At 71.8% G+C, this 13,434-nt stretch carries 10 protein-coding genes and 1 pseudogene; 7 read left to right on the forward strand and 4 right to left on the reverse strand.

All coding sequences use genetic code 11. The features are described 5' to 3' along the window. Positions 1-357: 357 nt before the first annotated feature. Positions 358-1,305: an alpha/beta hydrolase gene (locus Q2K21_RS18025; RefSeq protein ID WP_310772002.1), complete on the reverse strand. Its 948-nt coding sequence runs from the start codon at positions 1,303-1,305 to the stop codon at positions 358-360. A 167-nt stretch (positions 1,306-1,472) separates the two neighbouring features. Between Q2K21_RS18025 and Q2K21_RS18030 the strand changes: the two genes are divergently transcribed. Continuing rightward, complete coding sequence (locus Q2K21_RS18030; protein ID WP_310772005.1) at positions 1,473-1,997, forward strand: MarR family winged helix-turn-helix transcriptional regulator; 525 nt, start codon at positions 1,473-1,475, stop codon at positions 1,995-1,997. 12 nt (positions 1,998-2,009) lie between these two features. On the opposite strand, the gene Q2K21_RS18035 is transcribed toward Q2K21_RS18030, so the two are convergent. Further along, positions 2,010-3,776 carry an ABC transporter ATP-binding protein gene (locus Q2K21_RS18035; protein ID WP_310772008.1) on the reverse strand — a complete coding sequence of 589 codons (1,767 nt, stop codon included), beginning with the start codon at positions 3,774-3,776 and terminating at the stop codon, positions 2,010-2,012. A gap of 225 nt (positions 3,777-4,001) precedes the next feature. On the opposite strand from Q2K21_RS18035, the gene Q2K21_RS18040 reads away from it, so the two are divergent. The 5 genes and pseudogenes from Q2K21_RS18040 to Q2K21_RS18060 form a co-directional block, all read left to right on the forward strand. Next, on the forward strand, positions 4,002-5,090 hold the full coding sequence (locus Q2K21_RS18040) for an S-(hydroxymethyl)mycothiol dehydrogenase (RefSeq protein ID WP_310772011.1): 1,089 nt from the start codon (positions 4,002-4,004) through the stop codon (positions 5,088-5,090). After that, complete coding sequence (locus Q2K21_RS18045; RefSeq protein ID WP_310772014.1) at positions 5,090-5,719, forward strand: MBL fold metallo-hydrolase; 630 nt, start codon at positions 5,090-5,092, stop codon at positions 5,717-5,719. The genes Q2K21_RS18040 and Q2K21_RS18045 overlap by 1 nt, the downstream gene beginning before the upstream one ends. Positions 5,720-5,826: 107 nt before the next feature. After that, entirely contained in the window at positions 5,827-6,741 is a 915-nt protein-coding gene (locus Q2K21_RS18050; protein WP_310772017.1) for an SDR family oxidoreductase, read from the forward strand. Between the two features lie 158 nt (positions 6,742-6,899). Beyond that, the gene (locus tag Q2K21_RS18055; protein WP_310772020.1) at positions 6,900-7,868 is read left to right on the forward strand and encodes an aldo/keto reductase; all 969 of its coding nucleotides are present in this window, start codon (positions 6,900-6,902) and stop codon (positions 7,866-7,868) included. A gap of 117 nt (positions 7,869-7,985) precedes the next feature. Then, positions 7,986-8,285 (forward strand): annotated as a pseudogene (locus Q2K21_RS18060) (SDR family oxidoreductase); the annotation flags it as partial. A 6-nt stretch (positions 8,286-8,291) separates the two neighbouring features. On the opposite strand, the gene Q2K21_RS18065 reads toward Q2K21_RS18060, so the two are convergent. Together Q2K21_RS18065 and Q2K21_RS18070 are read right to left on the reverse strand one after the other, a co-directional pair. Further along, positions 8,292-10,136 (reverse strand): ArnT family glycosyltransferase, encoded by a 1,845-nt coding sequence (locus Q2K21_RS18065; protein ID WP_310772023.1) that lies wholly within the window; start codon positions 10,134-10,136, stop codon positions 8,292-8,294. 369 nt (positions 10,137-10,505) lie between these two features. Continuing rightward, positions 10,506-11,189, reverse strand: coding sequence for a maltokinase N-terminal cap-like domain-containing protein (locus tag Q2K21_RS18070; protein WP_310772026.1), 684 nt, complete (start codon positions 11,187-11,189; stop codon positions 10,506-10,508). 467 nt (positions 11,190-11,656) lie between these two features. On the opposite strand from Q2K21_RS18070, the gene Q2K21_RS18075 reads away from it, so the two are divergent. Continuing rightward, positions 11,657-13,324: an NAD-dependent malic enzyme gene (locus Q2K21_RS18075; RefSeq protein ID WP_310772030.1), complete on the forward strand. Its 1,668-nt coding sequence runs from the start codon at positions 11,657-11,659 to the stop codon at positions 13,322-13,324. The last annotated feature ends 110 nt before the right edge of the window (positions 13,325-13,434 follow it).

Here is a 13,434-nt window from a genome sequence, read left to right on the forward strand (position 1 = left end):
GCACTGAGGGGCACGATTGTTTCCCGGTACTGCGTCGAACGACGTTACGAAGGGCGCCTCCGTGGCCACCAGCCGGCACGTACCGGGAAGGGGGTGCCCGTGGCGCCCAAGGTGTGGCGCGAGCTGACGCTGCACGCCGGGAGGCTCGGCATCACGCCGCCCACGACCGGCGCGCGAGTCTGACAGCGCCCGCCCGAGGAGAGAGCCCGCCCGGGGGAGGGGAGGGCCGGGTGGTCGGGGTGTCCGGGTGGGGTCACGGCCGCCCCGGCCGTCGTACCGGGGCGCGCCGAGTCGTCCGCCCGGCTCATGGGGTGTCGTCGACGGCCTTGCGTACCTGGAGTGCCGAGTTCGCCCGGCTCATGGGGTGTCGGGCACCTCGGTGTCGACCGCCTTGCGTACCTGGCGCGCGATCAGGGCGTAGATCTCGCGGGCCTTCTCGTCGTCCGTGCCGTCGTACCCGTGATCGGCGCCGGGCACGTCGTAGTACTCGACCAACGCGCCCGCCTCGCGCAGCCGTTCGGCGTAGCGCTGTCCCTCAGCCTTGAGCAGGTCGTACTCCGCGGTGACGACCAGGGCCGGGGCGATACCCCTGAGGTCCGCGGTGTCCGACGGATGGGCGGGCGAGACCAGAGGGTCGGCACGCCGGCGCGGTTCCGGCACGTACGAGGTGTCGAAGACCTCCGCCATCCACGGGCGCAGCAGCGGCCTGGCGATGGCGGCGCGCTTGTCCTTGGCGCTCGTGGCGAGGTCGAGCGGGGGATAGTGGAGGACCTGGAGGGCGATCCCGGGCCCGCCCTCTTCTAGGGCCTGCCGTGCCACGGCCGCCGCGAGGCCGCCTCCGGCGCTCTGCCCGCCCACGGTGAGCCGGCCGCCGTCCCAGCCCTGCTCGGCACCGTGCTCGGCGACCCAGCGGACGATGTCGTACGCCTGACGGGGCGGGGCGGGAAACGGGTGTTGCGGTGCGACGACGTAGTCCACGTTGATCACGGCGACTCCCGCTTGCGCGGCGAGAGCGCGGCAGAACGGATCGTCCGTCTCCGTCAGCGGCATGACGTAGCCGCCGCCGTGGAAGTTGACGTGGACGGGGGGCGTGCCCTTGGTCCGAGGCAGGTAGACCACGACCCTGGCCGGGGCGACGGAGGTCGGTACGGTCAACTCACGCGTGTTGCGCGGAAACTCCGGCAGGCGGGCGAGTGAGGAGGCCCGGGAACCCCGTCCGGAGGGCCGTCGCTCGGCCATGACGGACAGACGTTGCATGGTCTTGGCGGCGAAGGCGGCCACCGCGGGCCGGGCCAGGACGGACATACGGCTCCGATCGGTCGAACGTGTTTCTCGTCGGCACCTGAATCATCAGGTTTCCTGGCGATCGATGGGGGGTGACGATACACGTTTCGGCCGTGGCCCGGCTACGGCTGCGGGGGCGGGTCATCGGAAGTTACTTGAGTTAGGCAACGATATGGTAAACTTGCTGTGTGCCCACTCCACAGCCCCCGTCGGCCCCCGCCTCGCCGGAAGTGATCGAGATCGAGCGCGCGCTCAACCGCATCACCTATTTGAGCACGCGCGCCCGACAGCACAACCACCTGATGGCTCTGGCCGGTGTGCCGCTGGACCGTGCCGCCGTGGCGCTGCTGCGGCAGATCGCCGACTCCGAGCCGCTGCGTCCGGGGGAGCTGGCCAACCGGCTCGGAGTCGAGGCCTCCCATGTGACGCGGCAGGTGCAGCAGCTGCAGAAGGCCGGGTACGTCTCCCGCGTGCCCGACCCCGACGACCGCCGCGCCCAGCGCATCGAACTCACCACGCTCGGTCAGCAGGCCATCGACCGCATCCGCGAGGCCGGCGTGAGGGGCATGCAGGTGGCTCTGTCCCGGTGGTCGCCCGAGGAGCTGCGGCAGCTCGCCACCCTCTTCCACCGCATGGTCGACGACTTCCTCGCCTACGCCGTCGACGAGGACGCCGTCCAGGAGATCCTCGCGGCCGCACGCCCCGAATCCTGACGTGACCCGGCGTCAGCCGGCCGTGGCGAGGAACTGGGTCGCGGCCAGTTCGGCGTAGAGCGGGTCCGCGGCGACCAGTTCGCGGTGCGTTCCGACCGCGCGGACGCGGCCCGCGTCCATGACGACGATCCGGTCGGCCATCGTCACGGTGGACAGCCGGTGCGCGACCACCAGCACCGTCGTGGACCGCGCCACATCCGCGACCGTGTCCCGCAGCGCCGCCTCGTTGACCGCGTCGAGCTGCGAGGTCGCCTCGTCCAGGAGCAGCAGACGCGGGCGGCGCAGCAACGCGCGGGCGATCGCGACACGCTGGCGTTCGCCGCCGGACAGCTTGGTCCCACGATGCCCGACCAGGGTGTCCGGACCACGGGGGAGCCGCTCCACCAGACCGTCCAGCCGCGTCGTCTTGAGCACGCCCTCCAGCTCCGCGCCGTCGGCCTCCGGATTGCCGAGAAGCAGGTTGTCGCGCAGGGAACCGGACAGCACGGGCGCGTCCTGCTCCACATAACCGATCGCGGCCCGCAGCGCGGACAGCTCCCACTCGGTCACGTCACGGCCGTCGAGCGTGATCGTGCCCGCCTCGGGGTCGTAGAACCGCTCGATCAGCGAGAACACGGTCGTCTTGCCCGCGCCCGAGGGGCCGACGAACGCGGTCATGCCCTGCGCAGGCACCGCGAAGGTCACGCCGTGGTGCACGTACGGCAGGTCGTCCGCGTACCGGAAGCGCACATCCTGGAAGGCGAGCGCGGCTGGCTGCGCACCGGGGGACGGCAACGGCGCGGGCCGCGTGGACGGTTCGGCCGGCAGGCGCAGCGCCTCCTGGATGCGGCTGAGCGCGGCGGCGCCCGTCTGGTACTGGGTGATCGCCCCCACCACCTGCTGGATCGGCGACATCAGATAGAAGACATAGAGCAGGAAGGCGACCAGCGTGCCCACGTCGACGGCGCCGGTCGCGACCCGGGCACCGCCCACCGCCAGCACGGTGATGAACGCGATCTGCATGGCGAGGCCCGCCGTGTTGCCCGCGGCCGCCGACCACCTGGCGGCCCGCACGCTCTGCCGCCACGACTCCTCGGCCGCCGCGTGGACGCCCTCCTCCTCGCGGTGTTCCGCACCCGACGCCTTGACGGTGCGCAGCGCGCCGAGTACCCGCTCCAGGGACGCGCCCATCGCGCCCACCGCGTCCTGCGCCTGCCGGCTCGCCCGGTTGATGCGCGGCACGATGACGCCGAGCACGGTGCCCGCCAGCAGGATCACTGCGAGCGTGACGCCCAGCAGCACCGCGTCGACCAGGCCCATCATCACCACCGTCGCGAGCAGCGTCAGCCCGCCGGTGCCGAAGCCGACCAGCGAGTCGGTGGTGACCTCCCGCAGCAGTGTCGTGTCGGAGGTGACGCGGGCCATCAGGTCGCCGGGTTCGGTGCGGTCCACGGCGGATATCCGCAGCCGCAGCAGATACGACGACAGCGCGCGCCGCGCACCGAGCACCACGGACTCGGCGGTACGCCGCAGCACGTACGAACCCAGTGCGCCCACCGCCGCGTTGGCGACCACCAGCCCCGACATGCCGAGCAGGGCCCGCGTGATGGGCCGGTCGTGCTCCAGGTCGTCGATCAGACCGCGGGCGACCAGTGGCAGAAGGAGCCCGGTGGCGCCGGTGGCCAGCGCCAGCAGCGCGCCCGTGAACAGCGACCACCGGTGCGGTCGTACGTAACCGAGGAGCAGCCGCCACGCGGGCGGCCCGGATCGCGGCTCTGCTTCCGTCTTTGTGATGCTCACGGCGTTCCTCGCGGGGTCGGGGGCGTTCAGCCTACGTCCGGCGTGTCATGCGGATGCCGTCCCCGTGCCTGTGCACGGACCGGTACTTGGCGTCGATCTCACTTCCGTCGCGCGGAATACGTGCAGAAGACGTGCCTGTCGAGCAAGGATCATGTGTGTGGGCCGCCGTGGCCCGCACCGGGCGCGCACCGCGCTCGCGCTTCACCGACGGAAGGCAGCACCACCATGGCTCAGGAAGTACGCGGCGTGATCGCCCCTGGCAAGGACGAGCCGGTTCGGGTCGAGACGATCGTCGTACCGGATCCGGGTCCTGGTGAGGCGGTGGTGCGGGTCCAGGCCTGCGGGGTGTGCCATACCGACCTGCACTACAAGCAGGGCGGTATCAGCGACGACTTCCCGTTCCTGCTCGGCCACGAGGCGGCCGGGATCGTCGAGTCGGTCGGCGAGGGCGTCACGGACGTCGCGCCCGGCGACTTCGTCATCCTCAACTGGCGGGCGGTGTGCGGCCAGTGCCGCGCCTGTCTGCGCGGCCGCCCCTGGTACTGCTTCAACACGCACAACGCGAAGCAGAAAATGACCCTCGCCTCCACCGGCCAGGAGCTCTCCCCGGCCCTCGGCATCGGCGCCTTCGCGGAGAAGACCCTGGTCGCGGCCGGACAGTGCACCAAGGTCGACCCGTCCGTCTCCCCGGCGGTGGCCGGGCTCCTGGGCTGCGGTGTGATGGCGGGCATCGGCGCCGCCATCAACACCGGAAACGTCGGCCGGGGCGACTCGGTCGCGGTCATCGGCTGCGGCGGTGTCGGCGACGCCGCGATCGCGGGATCGTACCTGGCGGGCGCGTCGAAGATCATCGCGGTGGACGTCGACGACCGCAAGCTCACCACGGCGAAGGAACTGGGTGCGACCCACGCCGTCAACTCCAAGGAGACCGACCCCGTCGAGGCGATCCGCGAGCTGACCGGCGGCTTCGGCGCCGACGTCGTCATCGAGGCGGTCGGCCGCCCGGAGACGTACAAGCAGGCCTTCTACGCCCGCGACCTGGCCGGCACGGTCGTCCTCGTCGGTGTTCCCACCCCCGAGATGAAGCTGGAACTGCCGCTCCTCGACGTCTTCGGGCGCGGCGGCGCCCTGAAGTCCTCCTGGTACGGCGACTGCCTGCCCTCCCGCGACTTCCCGACGCTGATCGACCTGCATCTCCAGGGCCGTCTGCCGCTGGAGAAGTTCGTCTCCGAGACCATCGCCCTGGACGAGGTCGAGAAGGCCTTCGAGCGGATGCACCACGGGGACGTGCTGCGCTCGGTGGTGGTGCTGTGATGGCCGCGCGCATCGACCACCTGGTCACCTCCGGCACCTTCTCGCTCGACGGCGGTACCTGGGAGGTGGACAACAACGTGTGGATCGTCGGCGACGACCGCGAGGCCGTGGTCATCGACGCCGCCCACGACGCCGACGCGATCGCCGAGGCCGTCGGCGACCGGCGGCTGCGTGCCATCGTGTGCACGCACGCCCACAACGACCACATCGACGCGGCGCCCGCGCTCGCCGACCGGACCGGCGCGACGATCTGGCTCCACCCGGACGACCTGCCGCTGTGGAAGCTCACCCACCCCGACCGCCTCCCCGACCGCTGGCTGGCCGACGGCCAGGTCATCGAGACGGCCGGCACGGATCTGACGGTTCTGCACACCCCCGGCCATGCGCCCGGTGCCGTCTGCCTCTACGACCCGGGCCTCGGCACGGTGTTCACCGGCGACACCCTCTTCCAGGGCGGCCCGGGGGCCACCGGACGCTCGTACTCCCACTTCCCGACGATCATCGCGTCGATCCGTGACCGGCTGCTGACCCTGCCGCCCGAGACGGTGGTCCGCACGGGGCACGGCGAGACGACGACCATCGGCGCCGAGGCACCCCACCTCGACGAGTGGATCACGCGCGGCCACTGACGAAAGCCACGGGCCTCTGACCGGAAAACCGGAAAGGGCGACAGAAGGTGTCCGGCTTTCGCGACATCCTCGATGCGAAATCGGTTCGAGGAGCGCGGAGGTCGGACATGTCGGGGCCATTGGAAGGCAAGATCGCACTGGTCGCCGGGGCGACGCGGGGCGCGGGACGGGGAATCGCCGTGGAGCTGGGCGCGGCCGGGGCCACCGTCTACGCGACCGGGCGCAGCACGCGTGAGCGGCGCTCGGAATACGACCGGCCCGAGACCATCGAGGACACCGCCGAGCTGGTGACCGCGGCGGGTGGGCGCGGCATCGCCGTGCCCACCGACCACCTGGTCCCCGCCGAGGTGCGCGCCCTCGTGGACCGTATCGAGGCCGAACAGGGGCGCCTGGACATCCTCGTGAACGACATCTGGGGCGGCGAGAAGCTCTTCGAATGGGACCGTCCCGTGTGGGAACACGACCTCGACAAGGGGCTGCACCTGCTGCGGCTCGCCGTCGACACGCACGCGATCACCCAGCACCACGCGCTGCCCCTGCTGCTGCGTCACCCCGGCGGCCTGGTCGTCGAGATGACCGACGGAACGGCCGAGTACAACCGCGAAACCTACCGGGTCTCGTTCTACTACGACCTCGCCAAGGCGTCCGTGCTGCGCATGGCCTTCGCCCTCGGCCATGAACTCGGGCCGCGCGGCGCCACCGCGGTGGCCCTCACCCCCGGCTGGTTGCGCTCGGAGCTGATGCTCGACCTGTTCGGGGTGACGGAGGAGAACTGGCGCGACGCCCTGGAGCGCGTACCGCACTTCTGTATCTCCGAGAGCCCGTACTACGTCGGCCGCGCCGTCGCCGCCCTGGCCGCCGACCCCGGCGTGGCGCGCTGGAACGGCGCGTCCCTCTCCAGCGGGCAGCTCGCCCAGGTGTACGGCTTCACGGACCGCGACGGGAGCCGCCCGGACGCCTGGCGGTATCTCGTCGAGGTGCAGGACGCGGGCAAGCCGGCGGACGCGACGGGGTACCGCTGACCGGATCCCCGGGAGCGCTCGGCATCAGGGCCGCACGGCGCCTAGGCTGGGCAACGATCACGTCGTCGGGGGCGACGGTGCCGTCACGCGGCCCATGAGCGGTCGTCGCCGGGCGGTCCGCGGTGCCCCGCCCCGCCCCGAGTGAAGGCAGGAGTCGCATGGAGTACGTGAAGCTCGGTTCGACGGGACTGGACGTGTCCCGCATCTGCCTGGGCTGTATGAGCTTCGGCATCCCCGACCGCGGCACGCACACCTGGACCCTTGACGAGGAGGCCTCCCGCCCCCTGATCCGCCGGGCGCTCGACGCCGGCATCAACTTCTTCGACACGGCGAACGTCTACTCGGACGGCACGAGCGAGGAGATCGTCGGCCGGGTGCTCGCCGAACACGCCCGCCGCGACGAGATCGTGCTGGCGACGAAGGTGCACGGCCGTATGCGGCCCGGACCCAACGGCGGCGGCCTGTCCCGCAAGGCGATCATGACGGAGATCGACCACAGTCTGCGCCGGCTCGGCACCGACTACGTCGACCTCTACCAGATCCACCGCTTCGACCCCGTCACCCCCATCGAGGAGACGATGGAGGCCCTGCACGACGTGGTCAAGGCGGGTAAGGCCCGCTACATCGGGGCGAGTTCGATGTACGCCTGGCAGTTCTCCAAGGCTCAGTACACGGCGCGGCTGAACGGCTGGACGCGGTTCGTCTCCATGCAGAACCACTACAACCTCCTCTACCGGGAAGAGGAACGCGAGATGCTGCCGCTGTGCGCCGACCAGGGCGTGGGCGTCCTGCCCTGGAGCCCGCTGGCGCGCGGGCGTCTGACCCGTGACTGGGACGACACCAGCGAGCGCAGCCGCACCGACGAGTTCGGCAGGCGGCTCTACCAGGAGGGCGACCGGGCGATTGTCGAGGCGGTGGCAGCGGTCGCCGCCGAACGGGGCGTCCCGCGCGCCCGGGTCGCCCTGGCCTGGCTGCTGCACCAGTCCACCGTGACCGCGCCCATCGTCGGCGTCACCAAGCCGCACCACATCGACGACGCGGTCGCCGCGGTCGGCATCGAACTCACCGACAAGGAGATCGAGGCACTTCAGGAGCCGTACACACCGCGCGCCATCAGCGGCCACTGACACCGCGTCGGGATACGGAAGGGGCGGTACGGTGCCCGTACCGCCCCTGCGCGCGAGGCCCCCGACGCGCCCGCGTCACCGAAGACGACGGTGAGCTGACGGGCGCCCCCGGGCCGTCGCACCCTCGCCGGACACGCGGCGGCGCGCGGGGTCCGTGTCAACCTCGTGGCGCCCGGCACGGTCCGCACCACCGCGTGGGAGGGCCGCGACGCGGACCTCGCCGCGGCGAGCGGGCTGTACCCGCTCGGCCGGGTCGGCGAGCCGGAGGACATCGCGGCGGCCGTCGCGTTCCTCGCCTCCCGGGACGCCGCGTGGATCACAGGCACGACACTCCGCGTCGACGGCGGTCTGCTCGCCGTGAACACGGGATTCCGGCGGGCGGTGCGGCAGCGCGAGGAGAGCCACGAGTCGCTGTAGGGCGGTTCAGCGGCCGGATCCTGTCTCGCACCGGTAGAGCAGGGGCAGGTGGGCATCGGAACCGTATGCCGTCCCCGGTACTTTCGCGCAGTGCGATGTGACCCAACGCGTGACCTCGTTGCCGGGAGGGGCGGCCGCTCGGGGCAGCCCGGCCGGGTGGGCGTGCCGGAGCGCCACATACCGCAGTTCGCCCGTGTCGATCAGGTGGCGGAACCCGTCGAGGGTGGGGTAGGGAACCTTGCCGGTGTAGCCGCCCATGGGGAGCACCGACGCGTCGGCCTCCAGGATGTAGGGCGCGGCGTCGGACCATCGGGGCATGGCCACAAGGTACTTCGCCCCGTTCCGGTGTGCCGTGAGGTAGGCAAGGAGCCGCAGGTCCGCCGGCGAGAGCAGTGACGCTCCGCTGCCTTGCGGGCGGACGACGGGACCGACCCGGCCCATGCCGCCGGGCTGGTTGTAACGGGGGGACAGCGCCGAGGCAGACCATGCGGCCGGCACCAGGAGGAGCGCGGCGAGACCGGCCGCCAGGCCGGCCACGAGGATCCGTGGCCGCTTGGCCATGAGCCGGTGGCCCACGCCGAGGACGGCCAGGGCGAGGAGACACAGGGCGACGGCGGCGGGGGCGAGCCAGCCGAAGAAGTGCGGGTACCACAGCGTCAGAACCACACACCACACGACGTTCGCGGCGGTCACCGCCGGCAGCACCCAGGCACCGCGGCCACCGGCCCGGCACGCCCGCCAGGCGCGGACCAGCCCGGCACCGCTCAGCGCCGACAAGGCCACGGCGACGACACCCATGTAGTACGTGTGACCGGTGACGCTGCCGAAACTGAACGCGGCGAAGAAGGTGGCCAGCCACACGCCCCACATCAGATACCCCGCGAGTGCCCGGTCGGTACGGGCGACGCGGCGGCGCCACGCGACCGTGAGACCCCATACGAGGGCGCACCCGGCCAGCGGGTACAGCCACCCCGTCTGTGTGGCCAGTCCCGGGCTGAACATCTTGAACACGCTGTGTTCCATGTCCGGGCCCGGACGTACGGCAGCCCGTGAGCCCTGGCCGGTGACGACGCTGCCCGTGGCGGCCGCGTCGATGCCGACCGCGTTGAACCGGGTCAGGAAGTTGTAGCCGACGACCAGGCTGAAGGCCGAGTTGTCCGTGGTGCCGTCGAGATAGGGGCGGGACTGAGCGGGGACGACCGTCGCGACGACCATCCAGGACGCCGACACCGCCAGGGTGACCGCACCGGCCAGGGCGACATGGCCGGCCCTGCGGCGCAGGCTTGTGGGCGCGGCGACCAGATAGGCGACGGCCAACGCCGGCAGCACCGCCCAGGCCTCCAGCATCTTGCACTGGAAGGCCACCCCGACCCAGACCGCGGCCGGCAGCAGCGTACGCAGCCGGGGCCGCTCGACGGCCCGCCAAGTGGCCTCGGCGGCCAGGAGAAGCAGCAGGACGAACGGCGCGTCCTCCACGATCGACCGGCCCAGCCCCACGGTCACCGGGGTGAGCGTGAGGAAGGCCGCCGCCAGCAGCCCCGCCGGGACACCGGCCCAGCGGCGGACCAGCAGATGGAGGAGGAGTACGCAGGCCACGCCCTCGATCGCCTGGGGCAGCACCAACGCCCACGGGTGAAAGCCGAAGACCATGACCGACAGGGCCTGAGGCCACAGGAAGCCGGGCAACTTGTCGAGGGTGATGGAGTTGCCCGGGTCGAACGACCCGAAGAAGAACGCGACCGGGTTGTCGGTCATGCTGCGCACGGCGGAGCCGTAGAACGTGTGGTAGACGCTGTGGTCGATGCCCCACGTGTAAAGGACGGCCGCGAGCGCCGTGATGGACAGCAGCACCGGAAGCTCGTAGCTCGGCCGTGGCAGCCGTGGCTCACGGGGAGGCCTTCCTCCGTCGTGAGGGCGGGCCGTGGCGGTCGCCAAGGCCGTCGTGGGCTCGGCGCCGGGCGCCGCAGTCGATCGGGCATGGGGGCTGAGCATGGCTGCGCCTTCCAGGTCTCCCGCGGATTCTTCACCGTCGCGTCGGTCCGGCTCGGCCGCATCGCCTCACCGGACCATCGACCACGAAGAGGGAGTCGTGCGCGGCCTCGTTGTCCGATTCATTCAGGAGCTCGGTAAGAAGTCGCTCACCCTGCCCGACGGGGTGGCGCACAGGTGATGCCCCCATGCCCCGGTACGGGGCGTCCCCCGATGACCCGAGCTTCCCGATCAGGAACCGGTGGTGCCAAGGGCGGCGAACACGGCGCGGTGCTCGCCGCCGTCCGGGGAGCGCCAGCCGGCGGTGACGTGGCCCGAGGTGTTGGCGGGGGAGGCGTCGGCGGGGGAGGCGGCGGGCAGGAGGACACGCGCCACGTGGAGGGCCGACGGCCGGTCGGGCGCGGACGCGGCGGCAGCCACGGTGAGACGGGTGCCGTCAGGGCCGTTGGCCACCGTCGTCGAGACGAGCCCGGTCGTGACAGCGGCGCCGCCCACGTGGACCGTGACGGACGGGTCGGGTGTGTCGGTCAGACTCTGGGCCTGTGGTTCGGTGCGGCCCTGGAGGAGTTCCAGCAACTGGGCGACCAACACAGGGTCCTGTGTTCCGTCGTAGATCCACCGCTTTCCCAGGACGCCGTGCTCGGAGGTGCCGATGAGGGCCCCTTCGGCTCCTTCGAGGGCTGCGCCCCGGTAACTGAGCGGTACGTGGTAGGAGACCGGCTGGTCGCCGGACTCGTCGGTGACCACCATGAACTCGATCCCGACCTCACCCTGCGGGTCGTCCAGCCGGAACCCGCCGGCCTTGGACAACACCGGCTCGCGGTCCGCGCCGAGATACCAGGGCTGGGTGGGGAGCCAGGGGGTGAGGAGCTCCAGCTTGGTGGGGGTCAAGGTGGTCCTGTGAATGATCGCCATGCCCCCTGAACGTGTACCGCGACACCCCCGATTCCCGGCCGTGCTCGCGGAGTTGTGAAGGTTCCGTGTCCCGAGCCGGTCCGCAGGCCGGCCCGGATCGGAGGCCGCGCCGGCGGCGTTCACGCCAGGCGTCAACGACCCGTGGCACGCCGTGGACCAGCACCTCGCCGCCGAGCCGGTACCCGCACTGCGCCGGGCACCGGCCGAACTTCCCGCGGATCGAGGCCGCCGCCCCGGTCGGCATCCCCGCCAGGACGGGCCGCGGTACAGCGCGGCCGCCGCGGACGAGGCTGCGGTCGGCCGCACCGTGGTAACCCCGATCCGGCCCCGATCGGAAGCTCGGCGCGAAGCGGGCGTGACGCCCTTCCGGCGAACGGGTGAAGGGATTCGTCCTCTCGGCCGGGCGGACGGTACACGAGCGGCGTACAGGGAAGGGGATGCACGACCCCTCTTCACTGGACCGTACGATGACCCACCTTCCCGGACAGACCACCACTCAGGGCGCCGCGCTCCTCGCCGACCCCCTGCTCAACAAGGGCACAGCGTTCACCCGGCCCGAACGCGAGGCGCTCGGTCTCGACGGGCTGCTGCCGCCCGCCGTCGAGACCCTCCACGAGCAGGTGGCCCGCGCCCACCAGGCATTCCTCGGCTACGACAAGCCGCTCAACCGGCACATCTATCTGCGCCAACTGCAGGACACCAACGAGGTGCTCTTCTACCGTCTGGTCACCGAGTACCTGGAAGAGCTCCTGCCGATCGTCTACACACCCACCGTCGGGGAGGCGTGCCGGCGCTTCAGCGACATCTACCGGCGGCCGCGCGGTCTTTTCCTGGCCTGGGAGGACCGCGACCGGTTCCGCGAGATCCTGCGCAACCGCCCGTACAAGGGCTCCGTCGACGTCATCGTCGTCACCGACGGCCAGCGCATCCTCGGCCTCGGCGACCAGGGCGTCGGCGGCATGGGCATCCCGATCGGCAAGCTCAGCCTCTACACCGCCATCGGCGGTATCCCGCCGGCGCGCACCCTGCCGATCCTGCTGGACGTCGGCACCGACAACGAACAACTGCTGTCCGATCCACGCTATCTGGGCCGACGCGAACACCGGCTCACCGGTGCCGAGTACGACGAGATGATCGAGACGTTCGTCTCGGCGGTCGAGGCGGAGCTGCCGGGGACGCTGCTGCAGTGGGAGGATTTCGCCACCGTCCACGCCCGCCCGATCCTCACCCGCTACCGTGACCGGCTGCTCACCTTCAACGACGACATCCAGGGCACCGCGGCGGTCGTGCTGGGCGCGCTCTCCACGGCGTGTCAGGTGGCCGGCTCGCCCTTGACCGAACAGCGGCTGGTGGTGCTGGGGGCGGGCTCCGCCGCCGTGGGCGTGGCCGACATGATCCGCACCGCCCTCGTGGACGAGGGCCTCTCGGAGGCGGAGGCGGCCGACCGGTTCTGGTTCGTCGACGTCGACGGGCTCCTTGTGACCTCGCGCACCGATCTGACGGAGGAGCAGCGGCTGTACGCGCGTGCGGACGGCGAGGTGTCCGGCTGGGACGGCACCGGGCTCGCCGAGGTGGTGCGCCATGTCGAGCCGACGGCGCTGATCGGTCTGTCGACGGCGCACGGCGCGTTCACCGAGGAGATCGTGCGGCAGATGGCCTCGACCTGTGAGCGGCCGGTCATCTTCCCGCTGTCCAACCCGACCTCGCACGCCGAGGCCGAACCGGCGGACCTCGCCCGCTGGACGGACGGGCGGGCGCTGATCGCCACCGGTTCCCCGTTCCCGCCGCTGGAGGTGGACGGCCGGGACGTCCCCGTGGCGCAGGCCAACAACGTGTACATCTTCCCGGCCATGGGCCTTGCCGTGGCGGCCGGCGGGGCGACCAGGGTCACCGACCGGATGCTGGTGGCCGCCGCGCGTGCCGTCGCCCGGCATGCGACGCGGGCGGCCGCCGGCGTCCCGGGACCGGCGCCGCTGCTGCCGCCGCTCGGCGGCATGCGCGAGGCGGCACGGGAGATCGCGGTGGCCGCGGCGCTCGCCGCCGTCGAGGACGGGGTGGCTCCGAAGGCGACCGAGGCGGACCTGCGCGAGGCGGTGGCGCAGACGCAGTGGACCCCGGACTACCCGGCCTCCTGATGCCCGGCGACCGGTCGTCTCCGCGCCCGGCACCGACGTACGGACGCCACGGCCGCCGCCGGGCGGCCATTGACCGCGCCGGGCAGCCGCCCTGCCTGTCCCATGGCCGA

Origin of the sequence: Streptomyces sp. CGMCC 4.7035 (assembly GCF_031583065.1) — a bacterium.
Taxonomy (GTDB): Bacteria; Actinomycetota; Actinomycetes; order Streptomycetales; family Streptomycetaceae; genus Streptomyces; species Streptomyces yaanensis.